19 protein-coding genes are annotated in these 17,366 nt (G+C 56.5%); 17 read left to right on the top strand and 2 right to left on the bottom strand.

Annotated features, from left to right (window positions below; all coding sequences use genetic code 11):
• Window position 1 precedes the first annotated feature (1 nt).
• The 14 genes from eutT (at window position 2) to eutR (ending at window position 13,377) form a co-directional block, all read left to right on the top strand.
• Window positions 2–811, top strand: coding sequence for an ethanolamine utilization cob(I)yrinic acid a,c-diamide adenosyltransferase EutT (eutT, locus tag NNO04_RS13685; protein WP_271445130.1), 810 nt, complete (start codon window positions 2–4; stop codon window positions 809–811).
• Window positions 801–1,817, top strand: a complete 1,017-nt coding sequence (pta, locus tag NNO04_RS13680; protein ID WP_271445129.1) for a phosphate acetyltransferase — start codon at window positions 801–803, stop codon at window positions 1,815–1,817. The genes eutT and pta overlap by 11 nt, the downstream gene beginning before the upstream one ends.
• A gap of 36 nt (window positions 1,818–1,853) precedes the next feature.
• Window positions 1,854–2,147, top strand: coding sequence for an ethanolamine utilization microcompartment protein EutM (gene eutM, locus NNO04_RS13675; protein WP_135324804.1), 294 nt, complete (start codon window positions 1,854–1,856; stop codon window positions 2,145–2,147).
• 105 nt (window positions 2,148–2,252) lie between these two features.
• A complete protein-coding gene (gene eutN, locus NNO04_RS13670; protein WP_271445128.1) occupies window positions 2,253–2,540 on the top strand; it encodes an ethanolamine utilization microcompartment protein EutN in 288 nt (95 codons plus the stop codon).
• Between the two features lie 11 nt (window positions 2,541–2,551).
• A complete protein-coding gene (locus tag NNO04_RS13665) occupies window positions 2,552–3,955 on the top strand; it encodes an aldehyde dehydrogenase family protein (RefSeq protein ID WP_271445127.1) in 1,404 nt (467 codons plus the stop codon).
• A 33-nt stretch (window positions 3,956–3,988) separates the two neighbouring features.
• Entirely contained in the window at window positions 3,989–4,828 is an 840-nt protein-coding gene (gene eutJ, locus NNO04_RS13660; protein ID WP_271445126.1) for an ethanolamine utilization protein EutJ, read from the top strand.
• Window positions 4,818–6,005, top strand: a complete 1,188-nt coding sequence (gene eutG / locus NNO04_RS13655; RefSeq protein WP_271445125.1) for an ethanolamine utilization ethanol dehydrogenase EutG — start codon at window positions 4,818–4,820, stop codon at window positions 6,003–6,005. Before eutJ ends, eutG begins: the two co-directional genes overlap by 11 nt.
• Window positions 6,006–6,168: 163 nt before the next feature.
• On the top strand, window positions 6,169–7,395 hold the full coding sequence (gene eutH / locus NNO04_RS13650; RefSeq protein WP_271445124.1) for an ethanolamine utilization protein EutH: 1,227 nt from the start codon (window positions 6,169–6,171) through the stop codon (window positions 7,393–7,395).
• The gene (gene eutA / locus NNO04_RS13645; protein ID WP_271445123.1) at window positions 7,392–8,795 is read left to right on the top strand and encodes an ethanolamine ammonia-lyase reactivating factor EutA; all 1,404 of its coding nucleotides are present in this window, start codon (window positions 7,392–7,394) and stop codon (window positions 8,793–8,795) included. The genes eutH and eutA overlap by 4 nt, the downstream gene beginning before the upstream one ends.
• Before the next feature lie 11 nt (window positions 8,796–8,806).
• Window positions 8,807–10,168: an ethanolamine ammonia-lyase subunit alpha gene (gene eutB / locus NNO04_RS13640; RefSeq protein ID WP_271445122.1), complete on the top strand. Its 1,362-nt coding sequence runs from the start codon at window positions 8,807–8,809 to the stop codon at window positions 10,166–10,168.
• A 20-nt stretch (window positions 10,169–10,188) separates the two neighbouring features.
• Window positions 10,189–11,088 (top strand): ethanolamine ammonia-lyase subunit EutC, encoded by a 900-nt coding sequence (gene eutC, locus NNO04_RS13635; protein ID WP_271445121.1) that lies wholly within the window; start codon window positions 10,189–10,191, stop codon window positions 11,086–11,088.
• A gap of 9 nt (window positions 11,089–11,097) precedes the next feature.
• A complete protein-coding gene (gene eutL / locus NNO04_RS13630) occupies window positions 11,098–11,757 on the top strand; it encodes an ethanolamine utilization microcompartment protein EutL (protein WP_192613001.1) in 660 nt (219 codons plus the stop codon).
• 11 nt (window positions 11,758–11,768) lie between these two features.
• Window positions 11,769–12,275 (top strand): ethanolamine utilization microcompartment protein EutK, encoded by a 507-nt coding sequence (gene eutK, locus NNO04_RS13625; protein WP_271445120.1) that lies wholly within the window; start codon window positions 11,769–11,771, stop codon window positions 12,273–12,275.
• Window positions 12,276–12,324: 49 nt separating this feature from the next.
• Window positions 12,325–13,377, top strand: coding sequence for an HTH-type transcriptional regulator EutR (eutR, locus tag NNO04_RS13620; protein WP_271445119.1), 1,053 nt, complete (start codon window positions 12,325–12,327; stop codon window positions 13,375–13,377).
• Between the two features lie 425 nt (window positions 13,378–13,802).
• Here the strand turns inward: eutR and hemF are convergent, their stop codons facing one another.
• Together hemF and amiA are read right to left on the bottom strand one after the other, a co-directional pair.
• Window positions 13,803–14,702, bottom strand: a complete 900-nt coding sequence (gene hemF / locus NNO04_RS13615; protein WP_271445118.1) for an oxygen-dependent coproporphyrinogen oxidase — start codon at window positions 14,700–14,702, stop codon at window positions 13,803–13,805.
• Window positions 14,703–14,704: 2 nt separating this feature from the next.
• Complete coding sequence (amiA, locus tag NNO04_RS13610) at window positions 14,705–15,574, bottom strand: N-acetylmuramoyl-L-alanine amidase AmiA (RefSeq protein ID WP_271445117.1); 870 nt, start codon at window positions 15,572–15,574, stop codon at window positions 14,705–14,707.
• A gap of 214 nt (window positions 15,575–15,788) precedes the next feature.
• On the opposite strand from amiA, the gene NNO04_RS13605 reads away from it, so the two are divergent.
• From NNO04_RS13605 to NNO04_RS13595, 3 genes are read left to right on the top strand one after another with little or no spacing between them, the layout of a single operon-like run.
• On the top strand, window positions 15,789–16,214 hold the full coding sequence (locus NNO04_RS13605; protein WP_271445116.1) for a GNAT family acetyltransferase: 426 nt from the start codon (window positions 15,789–15,791) through the stop codon (window positions 16,212–16,214).
• Complete coding sequence (locus NNO04_RS13600) at window positions 16,201–16,650, top strand: DUF2919 domain-containing protein (protein WP_271445115.1); 450 nt, start codon at window positions 16,201–16,203, stop codon at window positions 16,648–16,650. Before NNO04_RS13605 ends, NNO04_RS13600 begins: the two co-directional genes overlap by 14 nt.
• Before the next feature lie 60 nt (window positions 16,651–16,710).
• A complete protein-coding gene (locus NNO04_RS13595) occupies window positions 16,711–17,286 on the top strand; it encodes an RpoE-regulated lipoprotein (RefSeq protein WP_271445114.1) in 576 nt (191 codons plus the stop codon).
• The last annotated feature ends 80 nt before the right edge of the window (window positions 17,287–17,366 follow it).

Below are 17,366 nucleotides of genomic sequence, written 5' to 3'. Positions count from 1 at the left end.
TATGAAGGATTTCATTACTGAAGCATGGCTGAGAGCGAATCACACGCTCAGCGAAGGAGCTGAAATTCACCTCCCCGTTGACGCTCGCCTGACGCCATCTGCCAGGGAACTGCTGGAAAGCCGTCACTTGCGCATTAAGTTTCTGGATGAACAAGGAAGTCTGTTTGTTGATGACGACGAGCAGCAGCCGCAGCCGGTACACGGTTTGACCAGCAGCGACTCGCACCCGCAGGCGTGCTGTGAGCTGTGCCGTCAGGAAGTGACGAAAAAGCCCGACACGTTGACCCATCTGACGGCGGACAAAATGGTCGCGAAAAGCGACCCACGGCTGGGGTTTCGCGCCGCGCTGGACAGTACCATCGCCCTGACGGTGTGGTTACAAATTGAGTTGCCGGAACAGTGGCAACCCTGGCTTGCGGACATTCGTTCGCGTCTGGGCAACATCATGCGTGCTGATGCGATGGACGAACCGCTGGCGGCACAGTCCATCGTGGGACTCAGTGAGGAGCAGTTGCACCGGCTTTCTCATCAACCGCTGCGCTACCTTGACCACGATCACCTGGTGCCAGAAGCCAGTCACGGCCGCGATGCTGCGCTGCTCAATCTGCTACGGACCAAAGTCCGTGAGACAGAAGTGGTGGCGGCCCAGGTCTTTATTACCCGTGGATTCGACGTACTGCGTCCGGATATCTTGCAGGCGCTGAACCGTCTCTCGAGTACGGTTTACGTGATGATGATCCAAAGTGTCGCGAAGCATCCGCAAACGGTCAGCCAAATTCAACAACGACTGGGAGAGGGCAATGATCATTGAACGTTGCCGTGAGTTGGCAAAAAACTCACCTGCCCGGGTGGTCTTCCCGGACGCGCTGGACGTACGCGTGTTGAAAGCGGCGCATTACCTGCAACAGCAGGGTCTGGCGCAGCCAATTCTGGTGGCCAGCCCGTTTGAGATGCGCCAGTTTTCCCTGACGCACCGCATTGCCATGGACGGTCTTCGCGTAATTGATCCACACAGCAATCTGCAGATGCGTGAAGAATTTGCGCAGCGTTGGCTGGCGCGGGCTGGTGAGAAAACGCCGGCGGATGCGCTGGAGAAACTCAACGATCCGCTGATGTTCGCCGCTGCGATGGTCAGCGCAGGCAAAGCGGATGTCTGTATCGCGGGCAATCTGTCGTCAACGGCGAACGTACTGCGCGCAGGGTTGCGCATCATTGGGTTGCAACCGGGCTGTAAAACGCTGTCGTCCATTTTTCTGATGCTGCCGCAGTACACCGGCCAGCCATTAGGGTTTGCCGATTGCAGCGTAGTACCGCAGCCAACGGCGGCACAACTGGCAGATATCGCCATTGCCAGCGCCGACACCTGGCAGGCGATTACCGGCGTGGAACCGCGCGTGGCGATGCTGTCATTTTCCAGCAACGGCAGCGCGCGTCACCCCAACGTCGCCAACGTACAACAGGCGACGGATATCGTTCGTGAACGTGCGCCGCAGCTGGTGGTGGATGGCGAATTGCAGTTTGATGCCGCGTTTGTGCCGGATGTCGCAGCACAAAAAGCGCCAGCCAGCCCCTTACAAGGGAAAGCCAATGTGATGGTCTTCCCGTCGCTGGAGGCAGGCAATATCGGTTACAAAATCGCACAGCGTTTGGGCGGTTATCGCGCCGTCGGGCCATTGATTCAAGGGCTTGCCGCGCCGCTCCACGATCTTTCCCGAGGCTGTAGCGTGCAAGAAATTATCGAACTGGCGTTGGTAGCAGCTGTACCGCGCCAGACTGACGTGAGCCGTGAAAACGCCTCGCACACACTGGTTGTATAAGGTCCCGTTCTGGACCCTTTAAACGAGGAAAACACAATGGAAGCATTAGGAATGATCGAAACCCGGGGCCTGGTTGCACTGATTGAGGCTTCTGACGCAATGGTTAAAGCGGCACGCGTGAAGCTGGTTGGTGTGAAGCAGATCGGTGGCGGCCTGTGTACTGCTATGGTTCGTGGCGATGTGGCAGCGTGCAAAGCGGCAACCGATGCTGGCGCCGCCGCAGCGCAACGTATTGGTGAACTGGTTTCTGTGCATGTTATTCCGCGTCCGCATGGCGATCTGGAAGAAGTGTTCCCGATCAGCTTCAAAGGCGACAGCAGCGACATGTAATCACCCCATGTGACGTCACTGGCTGGCGTCACTCTCTCTCCTTTTCGCATTGTTCTCTTTGGAGAGCAGGGGGAGGTTTTACCTGAAAATGCCACGGAGGCGGGTATGAAACTGGCAGTCGTCACAGGACAAATCGTTTGTACCGTACGCCATGATGGACTGGCGCATGACAAATTGTTGATGGTGGAAATGATTGATTCCCAGGGAAATCCCGACGGACAGTGCGCCGTTGCTATCGATAGCATCGGGGCGGGAACCGGGGAGTGGGTATTGCTGGTTAGCGGCAGTTCTGCTCGCCAGGCTCATCGTAGCGAAGCGTCTCCTGTCGACCTGTGCGTGATTGGCATCGTCGATGAAGTGGTGGCCGGTGGTCAGGTGATCTTCCATAAATAAGGCAGAAAATCATGAATCAACAGGATATTGAACAGGTCGTCAAAGCGGTGTTGCTGAAAATGAAAGACAGCAGCCAACCTGACCAGACTGTTCATGAAATGGGCGTCTTTGCCTCCCTGGATGACGCGGTTGCCGCCGCAAAAGTGGCTCAGCAGGGGCTTAAGAGCGTCGCGATGCGCCAGTTGGCTATTCACGCTATTCGTGAAGCAGGCGAAAAACACGCCAGAGAATTAGCGGAACTTGCGGTTTCTGAAACCGGCATGGGACGCGTAGAAGATAAATTTGCCAAAAACGTCGCCCAGGCGCGCGGTACGCCGGGTGTGGAATGTTTGTCTCCCCAGGTTCTGACCGGCGATAACGGTCTGACCTTAATTGAAAACGCGCCGTGGGGCGTGGTGGCATCCGTTACTCCGTCCACCAACCCGGCGGCAACGGTGATTAATAACGCCATCAGCCTGATTGCCGCAGGTAACAGCGTGGTGTTTGCACCCCATCCGGCGGCGAAAGGCGTTTCTCAACGCGCCATTACCTTACTCAACCAGGCGGTTGTCGCGGCAGGCGGTCCGGAAAACCTGCTGGTCACCGTCGCGAACCCTGACATCGAAACGGCGCAGCGCCTGTTTAAGTATCCAGGCATTGGCCTGCTGGTCGTCACTGGCGGCGAAGCGGTGGTAGATGCTGCACGTAAACACACCAATAAACGTCTGATTGCCGCGGGTGCCGGTAACCCGCCGGTCGTCGTCGATGAGACCGCAGACCTGGTGCGTGCCGCGCAATCTATCGTCAAAGGGGCCTCTTTTGATAACAACATCATTTGTGCCGACGAGAAGGTGTTGATTGTTGTCGATAGCGTCGCCGATGAGCTGATGCGTCTGATGGAAAGCGAGCAGGCGGTGAAGCTGACCACAGCGCAGGCTGAACAGCTTCAGCCGGTGCTGCTGAAAAATATCGATGAGAACGGAAAAGGCACCGTCAGTCGCGATTGGGTAGGACGCGATGCTGCGAAAATCGCCGCGTCGATAGGCCTGAATGTGCCAGAACAAACGCGCCTGTTATTCGTCGAAACGCCCGCCACTCACCCGTTCGCCGTCACCGAACTGATGATGCCGGTATTGCCGGTAGTACGGGTGGCAAACGTCGACGAAGCGATTGCGCTGGCGGTCAAGCTGGAAGGGGGTTGTCACCATACGGCGGCGATGCACTCACGCAATATCGACAACATGAACCGGATGGCGAATGCCATTGATACCAGCATTTTCGTCAAGAACGGCCCGTGCATTGCCGGACTTGGCCTGGGCGGCGAAGGCTGGACCACCATGACCATTACCACGCCAACCGGGGAAGGGGTGACCAGTGCGCGTACCTTTGTGCGCCTGCGTCGCTGTGTGTTAGTGGATGCGTTTCGCATCGTTTAAGTGCCTGCCCATCAGGCTAAACGGAGAAAAGAGATGGCGCACGACGAACAACAATGGCTTACCCCGCGCTTGCAGAAAGCCGCAGCGCTGTGCAATCAAACGCCTGCACGCAGTGATTCCGCGCTGTGGCTGGGCGTTGATTTAGGCACCTGCGATGTGGTGTCGATGGTTGTCGACAGCGACGGAAACCCGGTGGCGGTGTGCCTCGATTGGGCCGACGTGGTGCGCGACGGCATCGTCTGGGATTTCTTCGGCGCGGTGACCATTGTTCGTCGCCATCTCGATACCCTTGAACAACAGCTCGGCTGCCGGTTTACCCATGCGGCAACCTCGTTCCCGCCAGGTACTGACCCGCGCATCTCTATTAACGTGCTGGAATCGGCGGGGCTGGAAGTGAGTCACGTGCTGGATGAACCGACTGCGGTCGCGGATTTGCTGCAACTGGATAACGCCGGGGTGGTGGATATCGGCGGCGGTACGACCGGGATCGCTATCGTCAAACAGGGCAAAGTGACTTACTCCGCAGATGAAGCGACCGGCGGCCATCATATTTCCCTGACGTTGGCCGGGAACCGCCGTATTCAACTGGAAGAAGCGGAGCAATACAAGCGTAGCCACGGGGCAGAAATTTGGCCTGTGGTGAAGCCGGTCTACGAAAAGATGGCGGAAATTGTTGCTCATCATATCGAAGGACAAGGGATCGCTGATTTATGGCTGGCGGGCGGTTCATGTATGCAACCGGGCGTCCATGAACTGTTTCGCAAGCGCTTTGTGGAGTTAGCGGTGCATTTACCACAGCACAGTTTATTTATGACACCGCTGGCGATTGCCAACAGCGGGAAAGAGAAAGCGGAGGGGATCCATGCAAGCTGAATTGCAGACGGCGCTCTTTCAGGCATTTGACACCCTGAATCTGCAACGGGTGAAAACGTTCAGCGTTCCACCGGTCACATTGTGTGGTCTGGGCGCGCTCAGCGCCTGCGGGCAAGAAGCGCAAACGCGCGGACTGACGCATCTGTTTGTGATGGTTGACAGTTTCCTGCATCAGGCCGGAATGACAGCCGCACTCACGCGCAGTCTGGCGATGAAAGGCGTGGCGATCACGCTCTGGCCTTGTCCGGTGGGTGAGCCGTGCATCACGGATGTGTGTGCAGCAGTGGCGCAACTGCGTGAGTCGAAGTGCGACGGCGTGGTGGCGTTTGGCGGCGGTTCGGTGCTGGATGCGGCAAAAGCGGTCGCCCTGCTGGTCACCAACCCTACGCAAACATTGGCGGAAATGACGACGCAAAGCGTATTGCGTCCGCGTTTGCCGCTGATTGCGGTGCCGACGACGGCAGGCACCGGTTCGGAAACAACGAACGTGACAGTCATTATCGATGCGGTCACCGGGCGTAAACAGGTACTGGCGCATGCTTTTATGATGCCGGATGTGGCGATTCTGGATGCCGCGCTGACGGAAGGTATTCCGTCGCACGTGACAGCGATGACCGGGATCGACGCGTTGACCCACGCGGTTGAGGCATACAGTGCGCTGAACGCCTCGCCGTTTACCGACAGTCTGGCGATTGGCGCGATTGCGATGATCGGAAAATCACTGCCGAAAGCGGTGGGCAATGGTCACGATCTGGCGGCGCGGGAGAGCATGCTGCTCGCCTCCTGTATGGCCGGGATGGCGTTTTCCAGCGCGGGGCTAGGGCTGTGTCATGCGATGGCGCACCAGCCAGGCGCGGCGCTGCACATTCCGCACGGGCAAGCCAACGCCATGCTGTTGCCGACGGTGATGGGGTTTAACCGTATGGTGTGCCGTGAGCGCTTTAGCCACATCGGACGGGCATTAACCAATAAGAAAGCAGACGATCGCGACGCGATCAATGCGGTAAGCGAACTGATTGCCGAAGTGGGCCAGACGAAACGACTCGCCGACGTCGGTGCTCAACCTTCGCAATACAGCGCATGGGCGCAAGCCGCGCAGGACGATATTTGTATCAGCAGCAACCCACGGACCGCGACGCAGGAACAGATTATCGAACTGTACGCGGCGGCGCAGTAAATGCCTGATGGCGCTGCGCTTATCAGGCCTACAACGACGGGGTGCCCGTAGGCCGGATAAGGCGTTTGCGCCGCCATCCGGCAAGAGTGCGGTTTTAATGCCGGACGACGACGCAGACGCGTCATCTTCGGTCACTAATAACAAATGACAGGGAGTAGAGGCTATGGGAATTAACGAAATCATCATGTACATCATGATGTTCTTTATGCTGATTGCCGCCGTGGACAGGATCCTGTCTCAGTTCGGTGGCTCTGCGCGCTTCCTCGGTAAGTTCGGTAAGAGTATTGAGGGCTCAGGCGGTCAGTTTGAAGAAGGGTTTATGGCAATGGGCGCGCTGGGTCTGGCGATGGTCGGTATGACCGCGCTGGCGCCGGTGCTGGCACATGTGCTGGGACCAGTGATTATTCCGTTGTACGAAATGCTGGGCGCTAACCCGTCAATGTTCGCCGGTACGCTGTTAGCCTGCGATATGGGCGGCTTCTTCCTTGCCAAAGAGCTGGCGGGCGGCGATGTGGCGGCGTGGCTATACTCAGGTTTAATTCTGGGCGCGATGATGGGGCCGACGCTGGTTTTCTCTATTCCGGTGGCGCTTGGCATTATCGAGCCGTCTGACCGTCGTTACCTGGCACTCGGCGTGCTGGCGGGTATTGTCACCATCCCTGTCGGCTGTATCGCCGGAGGGTTGATTGCCATGTATTCCGGCGTTGAGATCAATGGCCAGCCGGTAGAGTTCACCTTCGCGCTGATCCTGATGAACATGATCCCGGTATTGATTGTGGCGGTGCTGGTAGCGCTGGGTCTGAAATTTATCCCGGAAAAAATGATCAACGGTTTCCAGATCTTCGCCAAATTCCTCGTGGCGCTGATAACGATCGGTCTGGCGGCGGCGGTAGTGAAGTTCCTGCTGGGCTGGGAGCTGATCCCGGGTCTTGATCCTATCTTTATGGCCCCTGGCGACAAACCTGGCGAAGTGATGCGCGCCATTGAAGTCATCGGTTCCATCTCCTGTGTGCTGCTCGGCGCTTATCCAATGGTGCTGCTGTTGACCCGCTGGTTTGAAAAACCGCTGATGAGCGTCGGAAATCTGCTGAAAATCAACAATATTGCTGCGGCAGGGATGGTGGCGACGCTGGCGAACAACATTCCGATGTTCGGCATGATGAAGCAGATGGATACCCGCGGCAAAGTGATTAACTGTGCGTTTGCGGTCTCCGCCGCGTTCGCCCTTGGCGACCACTTAGGCTTCGCTGCCGCGAACATGAACGCCATGATCTTCCCGATGATTGTCGGCAAGCTGATTGGTGGTGTGACGGCGATTGGCGTGGCGATGCTGCTGGTGCCAAAAGATGACCCGGCAGCGGTTAAAACCGAAGTGGAGGCGCAATCGTGAAGACTCGCCAGCTACTGAGCGTCGGTATCGATATCGGCACCACTACCACTCAGGTGATCTTCTCGCGCCTTGAGCTGGTTAACCGTGCGGCAGTGTCGCAGGTGCCGCGTTACGAATTCATCAAACGCGAAATTAGCTGGCAAAGCCCGGTCTTCTTTACTCCCGTCGATAAGCAGGGCGGGTTACAAGAAGCCGAACTGAAGGCGCTGATTCTGGCCCAGTACCAGGCCGCAGGCATTGCTCCGGAGTCCGTGGATTCCGGGGCTGTCATCATCACCGGCGAGAGTGCGAAAACCCGTAACGCCCGCCCGGCGGTGATGACCCTTTCCCAGTCTCTCGGTGACTTTGTCGTCGCCAGCGCCGGACCGCATCTGGAATCGGTGATTGCTGGTCACGGGGCTGGGGCGCAAACCCTGTCGGAACAGCGTCTGTGTCGCGTGTTGAACATCGATATCGGCGGCGGCACGTCGAACTACGCGCTGTTCGACGCCGGAAAAGTGAGCGGAACTGCCTGTCTGAACGTCGGCGGCAGACTGCTGGAAACCAACGCTCAGGGGCGTGTCGCTTATGCGCATCAGCCGGGACAACGGATTGTTGACGAGGTCTTCGGCGCGGGTTGCGATGCGCACGCGCTGACGGTCGCGCAACTGGGACAGGTAGCGCAGCGGATGGCCGATCTTATCGTTGAGGTGATTGACGGTACGCTCTCGCCGCTGGCGCAGGCACTGATGCAAACGGGATTATTGCCTGCAGGGATGCAGCCTGACGTCATTACGCTTTCCGGCGGTGTGGGGGAGTGTTATCGCAACCAACCTGCCGATTCATTCTGTTTTTCTGATATAGGGCCCCTGCTGGCAATGGCGCTGCATGAACATCCGCGCTTGCGTGAGATGAACGTGCAGTTCCCGGCGCAAACCGTGCGCGCCACGGTGATTGGCGCAGGAGCCCACACGCTGTCGCTTTCTGGCAGCACCATATGGCTGGAGGGCGTTGCGCTTCCGCTGCGCAATCTGCCGGTAGCCATTCCTGTAGAGGAATCCAGTCTGGTCGACGCCTGGCATCAGGCGCTGATTCAGCTCGATCTTTGCCCGCAAACTGACGCGTATGTCCTGGCGCTTCCCGCCTCGTTGCCAGTGCGTTACGCCGCATTACTCTCGGTCATCGACGCGCTGTTAGCGTTTGTCGCGCGTTTTCCGAATCCGCATCCCCTGCTGGTGGTGGCCGAGCAGGACTTTGGTAAAGCCCTGGGCATGCTGTTACGCCCACAGTTACAGCAACACCCGCTGGCGGTCATTGACGAAGTTTCCGTCCAGTCGGGGGACTATATCGACATTGGTACGCCTCTTTTTGGCGGATCGGTTGTGCCGGTGACGGTGAAATCACTCGCATTTCCTTCCTGAGGGAACGACTTATGAAACTAAAGACCACATTGTTCGGCAATGTTTATCAGTTTAAGGATGTAAAAGAGGTGCTGGCAAAAGCCAACGAACTGCGTTCGGGGGATGTGCTGGCAGGGGTCGCCGCAGAAAGCTCGCAAGAGCGTGTTGCTGCGAAACAGGTGTTGTCGGAAATGACGGTAGCGGATATTCGCAACAACCCGGTGATTTCCTATGAGGAGGATTGCGTTACGCGTCTGATTCAGGATGACGTCAACGAAACGGCCTATAACCGCATTAAAAACTGGAGCATCAGCGAGCTGCGCGAATACGTGCTGAGCGATGAAACCTCCGTTGACGACATTGCCTTCACGCGTAAAGGTTTGACTTCGGAAGTGGTGGCGGCGGTCGCCAAAATCTGTTCAAACGCTGACCTGATCTACGGCGGCAAGAAGATGCCGGTAATCAAAAAGGCTAACACCACCATTGGTTTGCCTGGCACGTTCAGCTGCCGCTTACAGCCGAACGACACCCGTGATGATGTGCAGAGTATTGCGGCGCAAATCTACGAGGGGCTCTCCTTCGGTGCGGGCGATGCGGTGATCGGCGTTAACCCGGTAACGGATGACGTGGAGAACTTAAGCCGCGTGCTGGACACCGTTTACGGGGTTATCGACAAGTTCAACATCCCGACTCAGGGCTGCGTGCTGGCGCACGTCACCACCCAGATTGAAGCTATTCGTCGCGGTGCGCCGGGCGGGCTTATTTTCCAGAGTATTTGCGGCAGTGAAAAAGGGCTGAAAGAGTTTGGCGTTGAACTGGCAATGCTGGATGAGGCGCGTGCCGTCGGCGCAGAGTTCAACCGTATCGCCGGGGAAAACTGCCTGTACTTTGAAACCGGGCAGGGTTCCGCGCTGTCAGCGGGCGCTAACTTCGGTGCGGATCAGGTGACGATGGAAGCGCGTAACTACGGTCTGGCGCGCCATTACGATCCGTTCCTCGTCAATACCGTGGTGGGCTTTATCGGGCCGGAGTATCTCTACAACGACCGCCAGATTATCCGCGCCGGTCTGGAAGATCACTTTATGGGCAAGCTGAGCGGCATTTCGATGGGCTGTGACTGCTGCTACACCAACCATGCCGATGCCGACCAGAACCTCAACGAAAACCTGATGATTCTGCTCGCCACCGCTGGCTGCAACTACATCATGGGCATGCCGCTCGGTGACGACATCATGCTCAACTACCAGACTACCGCCTTCCACGATACCGCGACCGTGCGTCAGTTGCTGAATCTGCGTCCGTCGCCGGAGTTTGAACGCTGGCTGGAAACGATGGGCATTATGGCAAATGGTCGTCTGACCAAACGGGCGGGCGATCCGTCACTGTTCTTCTGATGACGCGGGGATGACAAACAATGGATCAAAAACAGATTGAAGAAATTGTACGCAGTGTAATGGCGTCAATGGGACAACCGCAGCCGCAGGCATCCGCGCCGTCACCACAAGCGCAATGCAGCACGACGCAATGTGCCGCCTCCTCTGCGGCGGAAAGCTGCGCGCTGGACTTGGGTTCAGCCGAAGCCAAAGCCTGGATTGGCGTGGAGAACCCGAACCGCGCTGATGTGCTGACGGAGCTGCGTCGCAGCACTGCCGCGCGCGTCTGTACCGGTCGTGCGGGTCCGCGTCCGCGTACTCAGGCGCTGCTGCGTTTCCTGGCTGACCACTCACGCTCGAAAGATACCGTCCTGAAAGAGGTGCCGGAAGAGTGGGTGAAAGCGCAGGGGCTGCTGGAAGTGCGTTCGGAAATTAGCGACAAAAACCTGTACCTGACCCGCCCGGACATGGGCCGTCGTCTGAGCCCGGAGGCTATTGAGGCGCTGAAGGCACAGTGTCTGGCGAATCCGGACGTGCAGGTGGTGGTTTCCGATGGCCTCTCTACCGACGCCATTACCGCCAACTATGAAGAGATCCTGCCGCCGTTGCTGGCCGGGTTAAAACAGGCGGGGCTGAAAGTCGGTACTCCGTTCTTTGTGCGCTATGGCCGTGTGAAGATCGAAGATCAGATCGGCGAAATTCTTGGCGCGAAAGTGGTGATACTGCTGGTCGGTGAGCGTCCGGGTCTGGGGCAGTCGGAAAGTCTCTCCTGCTACGCCGTTTATTCACCCCGCGTAGCAACGACCGTTGAGGCTGACCGTACCTGTATTTCCAACATTCACCAGGGCGGTACACCGCCAGTTGAAGCGGCCGCTGTGATTGTAGATTTGGCAAAACGTATGCTGGAGCAGAAAGCGTCCGGCATCAACATGACCCGTTAAGGAGGCATCATGCCAGCATTAGATTTAATTCGACCCTCGGTCACCGCGATGCGTGTAATTGCCTCCGTTAACGCTGAGTTTGCACGTGAACTTAAATTACCGCCACATATACGTAGTCTCGGACTCATCACTGCAGATTCTGATGATGTAGCGTATATTGCCGCAGATGAAGCCACCAAACAGGCGATGGTCGAAGTCGTGTATGGCCGCTCGCTGTATGCGGGAGCCGCGCATGGCCCGTCACCGACAGCCGGTGAAGTGATGATCATGCTCGGCGGCCCGAATCCGGCGGAAGTGCGTGCCGGTCTGGACGCGATGGTCGCCAACATCGAAAGTGGCGCGGCGTTCCAGTGGGCGAACGATGCAGAAAACACGGCATTCCTCGCGCATGTGGTTTCACGTACCGGTTCGTATCTTTCGGCAACGGCCGGGTGTCGACTCGGCGATCCGATGGCCTATCTGGTGGCGCCGCCGCTGGAAGCGACATTTGGGATTGATGCGGCGCTGAAATCTGCCGATGTACAACTGGTGACCTACGTGCCGCCGCCGTCAGAAACCAACTATTCCGCTGCGTTTCTGACCGGCAGCCAGGCCGCCTGTAAAGCAGCCTGTAACGCGTTTGCCGATGCCGTTCTGGATATTGCTCGTAATCCAGTGCAGCGCGCGTAAGGGAGGTTTCCATGATCAATGCACTGGGATTACTGGAAGTGGATGGCATGGTTGCCGCTGTTGATGCTGCGGATGCCATGCTGAAAGCCGCCAACGTGCGTCTGCTCAGTCACGAAGTGCTCGATCCTGGCAGGCTTACGCTGGTGGTTGAGGGGGATTTAGCGGCGTGTCGCGCGGCGCTGGATTCCGGAAGCGCTGCCGCACAGCGAACAGGCCGTGTTATCAGTCGCAAGGAAATCGGGCGGCCAGACGATGACACCCAGTGGCTGATCGGCACGTTTAAGCGCCAGCCAACACAATCTGTGAAATCGGAAAAGACGCCAGATGAGCCGGTGGCGTCTGAATCCCTGGAGGAACTGCTGGCGCAGTTGGCAACAATACGTCAGGGAATGACGGCAGGGGAGGTGGCGGCGCACTTTGGCTGGCCACTTGAAAAAGCCAGAAATGCGCTGGAACAGCTCTTTTCTGATGGGACGTTGCGTAAACGCAGTAGTCGCTATCGTCTGAAGAACGTATAACCTGTCGGAGGCGCCGGGGGCTTCGGTGAAGTTCCCGGCTTAAAAGATCATGAAAAAGACCCGTACAGCAAACTTGCATCATCTTTATCATGAAGCGTTGCCCGAAGACGTTAAACTTACGCCGAAGGTCGAGGTGGACGCGGTTCACCAGCGACGGACAACGGATGTTTATGAGCACGCCCTTACCATTACCGCCTGGCAGCAGATCTATGATCAGCTGAATCCCGGCAAATTTCATGGCGAATTCACGGAAATCCTGCTGGATGATATTCAGGTATTCCGTGAATACACCGGTCTGGCGTTACGACAATCTTGTCTGGTCTGGCCAAACTCATTCTGGTTTGGCATTCCGGCGACACGCGGCGAGCAGGGATTTATTGGTTCGCAGTGCCTTGGCAGCGCGGAGATTGCGACCCGACCGGGGGGAACCGAATTTGAGTTGAGCACCCCGGATGATTACACCATTCTTGGGGTGGTCATCTCCGAAGAGGCCATTACACGGAATGCGAACCTTTTACATAACCCGGAACGGGTGCTGCATATGCTGCGCAACCAGTCAGCGCTGGAGGTAAAAGAACAGCATAAAGCGGAGCTGTGGGGGTTCGTGCAGCAGGCGCTGGCGACCTTCAGCGAGAATCCAGGTAATTTACATCAGCCCGCCGTACGTAAAGTACTGCGGGATAATTTGTTGTTGGCGATGGGCACGATGCTGGAGGAAGCGCAGCCGATCATGACCGCTGAGAGCATCAGCCATCAGAGCTATCGACGCTTGCTGTCGCGCGCGCGCGAGTATGTGCTGGATAATATGTCAGAGCCGCTGACCGTACTGGATTTGTGTAATCAACTGCATGTGAGCCGCCGCACGCTGCAAAACGCTTTTCACGCGATTTTAGGTATAGGGCCAAACGCGTGGTTGAAAAGGATCCGCTTAAATGCGGTGCGTCGTGAGTTGATAAGCCCCTGGTCGAAAAACGTCACGGTCAAAGACGCCGCGATGCAGTGGGGGTTCTGGCATTTGGGACAGTTTGCCACCGATTATCAGCACCTGTTTGCCGAGAAACCGTCGCTGACGTTGCACCAGCGGATGCGCCAGTGGGGGTAAGTGCAGCGTGTGTGCCGGATGGCGACGCTTTGCGTCTTATCCGGCCTACAAGTCTGTGCAATTTGTAGACCTGATAAGCTGTAGGTCTGATAAGCGAAGCGCCATCAGACAATGACGCAATACCGATGCCGGATGGCGACGTTTTTGCGCCTTATCCGGCGTACAAGTCTGTGCAATTTGTAGACCTGATAAGCGCAGCGCCATCAGGCAATGACGCAATACTGATGCCGGATGGCGACGTTTTCACGCCTTATCCGGCCTACGAGTCTGTGCAATTTGTAGACCTGATAAGCTGTAGGCCTGATAAGCGAAGCGCCATCAGACAATGACGCAATACCGATGCCGGATGGCGACGTTTTCGCGCCTTATCCGGCGTACAATTCTGTGCAATTTGTAGGCCTGATAAGCGAAGCGCCATCAGACAATCACATCCAATCGCGTACCCGAATAAACTCACTCAATGCCGCTTCCGGGCTGCCTTCTTCCGGCTGCCAGTCATATTCCCAGCGAACCAGCGGCGGCATTGACATCAAAATGGATTCGGTGCGCCCGCCAGTCTGCAGCCCAAACAACGTTCCTCTGTCCCACACCAGGTTGAATTCCACGTAGCGCCCGCGACGATAGAGCTGGAAGTTACGCTCACGTTCACCCCAGCCCATCGTTTTGCGGCGCTCGACGATCGGCAGATACGCATCGCTATACCCTTTTCCGACTGCCTGCATAAAGGCAAAACAGCTGTCGAAATCCGGTGTGTTCAGGTCGTCAAAGAACAACCCGCCAATGCCGCGCTGTTCGTTGCGATGTTTAAGGAAGAAGTAGTCGTCGCACCACTTTTTGTAACGTGGGTAGACCTCATCGCCAAAGGGCTGGCATAAATCACGCGCCGTGCGGTGCCAGTGAATGGCATCGTCTGCAAAGCCGTAGTAGGGCGTGAGATCAAAGCCCCCGCCAAACCACCAGACCGGGTCCGCCCCCGGTTTTTCGGCGATGAAAAAACGCACGTTGGCATGGCTGGTTGGAATGTACGGGTTGAGTGGATGTACCACCAGCGAGACACCCATCGCTTCAAAGCTGCGCCCGGCCAGTTCAGGCCGGTGTGCGGTGGCGGATGCGGGCATCGCATCGCCGTGAACATGAGAGAAATTGACGCCCGCCTGTTCAAAGATCCCACCGCTGCGCAACACCCGACTGCGTCCGCCGCCGCCCGCTTCACGCTGCCAGTTGTCCTCGACGAAGCTGGTGCCGTCGACGGCTGATAATTGCTGGCAAATGTCATCCTGCAAACTCAGCAGGAACTGTTTCACGTGTTGTACATCGGGTTTCATGGTTAACGTTTCTTCGAGTGGGCTTTCTGGTTATCAAACCAGTGAAAATAGCTGATCACGCCGTTGGCGATGGCGGTGGCAATTTTTTGCCGGAATGCGGTTGTGCCCAACAGGCGTTCCTCTTCTGGGTTGGTAATAAAAGAGGTCTCAACCAATACCGACGGAATTGACGGTGATTTTAGCACCACGAACGCGGCCTGTTCTGTACTGCGACTGTGCAGACGATGTACGGGTTTGATCTTCCTGAGAATATGCGACCCCAGCGTCAGGCTGTTTTTAATGGTGTCTGTCTGTACCAGGTCGAAAAGCACCTGCTGCAACAGATGATCTTTGTCGGTGGTTTTCTTGCCCGCGACTTCATCGGCCCGGTTCTCGCGATCGGAGAGGTATTTCGCCATGGCGCTACTGGCGCCGCGATTGGAGAGCGCGAAAACAGACGCGCCCGCGGCTGACGGGTTGGTAAAACCATCGGCGTGAATGGACATGAACAGGTCAGCGCCGTGTTTGTGGGCAATTTCAACGCGATCGTATAGCGGAATAAATGTGTCGCCGTTACGGGTTAAACGTGCATCAATCCCCTGAGCACGCAATATTGAACGAACGTTTTTTGCGATGGCCAGCACCACATGTTTCTCTTTTGAACCGTTGCGTCCAATGGCGCCGGTGTCGATTCCTCCGTGACCGGGGTCGAGCACGACAACACGTCTGGCACCCGCTTTTTTAGCCTTCGGCGTACTGTGGCCGTTGCTGGTTTTCAGGGGTTCTTCTTTGGCGAAGGCGTTTGACATACCTGACAGCGTCAGGGCTGCCAGCCCAGCTTTCAGCACCTGGCGGCGCGATGTGAGAGTTTTTAGTGGTTTAAAAGTGCTCATACGGCCTGAGTTGTAATAAATATAAGTTCCAGATGTTATATCGTACCGCGTATTCCGTTACGACTGTTCAGGATGAGAATTGTTTTACGTTTCATTTCAATACGTGACAATGGTCGTATTATGCCATTTTTTTCGCCGCTTCGCGTCAGATATTGGCTAAATCAGACGATCGCGCCATAATCACAGTTTTTAACCCTAAAAGGTAACTCATACCATGGAGATACGCGTTTTCCGCCAGCAAGATTTCGAAGAGGTGATCACCCTTTGGGAGCGCTGTGATCTGTTGCGTCCATGGAACGATCCGGAAATGGACATCGAGCGTAAGGTGAACCATGACGTCAGCTTGTTCCTGGTCGCTGAGGTGAACGGCGAAGTTGTCGGCACGGTGATGGGGGGATACGACGGACATCGCGGCTCGGCGTACTATCTTGGCGTGCACCCGGAGTTTCGTGGTCGTGGCATCGCCAATGCGCTACTGAACCGACTGGAGAAAAAGCTGATTGCCCGCGGTTGCCCGAAAATTCAAATCATGGTGCGCGACGATAACGACGTCGTGCTGGGCATGTATGAGCGCCTGGGCTACGAGCACAGCGATGTGCTGAATTTGGGTAAGCGTTTGATTGAAGATGAAGAGTATTGAGTTTCATCCTGGCGACTACGACAGTCACGGACGTTTACGCCTGCCTTTTCTGTTCTGGTGCGTTCTGTTGCTACAGGCGCGTACCTGGGTATTGTTTGTGATTGCGGGCTCATCCCGCGATCAGGGCAATACGCTGCTGAATCTGTTTTATCCCGATCACCACGCTTTTTGGCTGGGGCTCATCCCTGGCGTACCCGCCGTGTTGGCGTTTTTACTCAGTGGGCGGCGCTTCGCGTTTCCGGTTCTGTGGCACGGAGTTCGCTGGCTTTTGATTTTTGCCCAGTCAGTTCTGCTTTGCTGGCAACCGGTATTGTGGTTGATGGGGGAGCCGGTCAGCGGCGTCGGGCTGGCGCTGGTCGTCGTGGATATCGTCGCGCTTATCTGGCTGGTGACTCACCGGCGTTTACGTGCCTGTTTTGCCATTGAAAAAGAATAACGGCACTTTTTAGCGAAGCCGGACTCCAACCAAGGTTAATTAATAAAGAAAGGAAGTGAGATGAAATCGCTGCGTTTACTGGTATGTGCTTTGCCGTTGGCCTTAACTGGCTGCTCCACGCTCTCTTCGGTGAACTGGTCTGCGGCCAACCCGTGGAACTGGTTTGGCTCGTCGACAGAAGTCACTGAACAAGGCGTAGGGACATTAACGGCATCCACCCCGCTTGATGAAAACGCCATTGCTGATGCGCTGGATGGCGACTATCGCCTGCGTAGCGGGATGAAAACGGATAACGGCAATGTCGTACGTTATTTCGAGGCGATGAAGGGCGACAAGGTCGCGATGGTGATCAACGGCGACCAGGGAACCCTTAGCCGGATTGCTGTTCTGGACAGCGAAATTCCGGCACACACCGGTGTGGAGATCGGTACACCGTTTAGCGACCTTTACAGTAAGGCATTCGGCAACTGCGAGTTGGCGTCGGGTGATGACAGCAATGCTGTAGAGTGTAAAGCGGAAGGCAGTCAGCATATTAGCTATGTTTTCTCTGGTGAGTGGAGCGGTCCGGAAGGCTTAATGCCCTCTGATGACACGCTGAAAAACTGGACGGTGAGCAAAATTATCTGGCGTCGTTAATTTGCGTCGAAACAAACCGCCTCGCAGAAAAAACGGTTACAATAGCCCCCATCAATAATGCCACGCAGTCGTGGCATTCT

It is taken from the genome of Citrobacter sp. Awk 4, assembly GCF_028069725.1.
GTDB lineage: Bacteria > Pseudomonadota > Gammaproteobacteria > Enterobacterales > Enterobacteriaceae > Citrobacter_D.
Note: the sequence above shows the minus strand (reverse complement) of the source record. Positions and strands in the feature narration are given on the sequence as shown.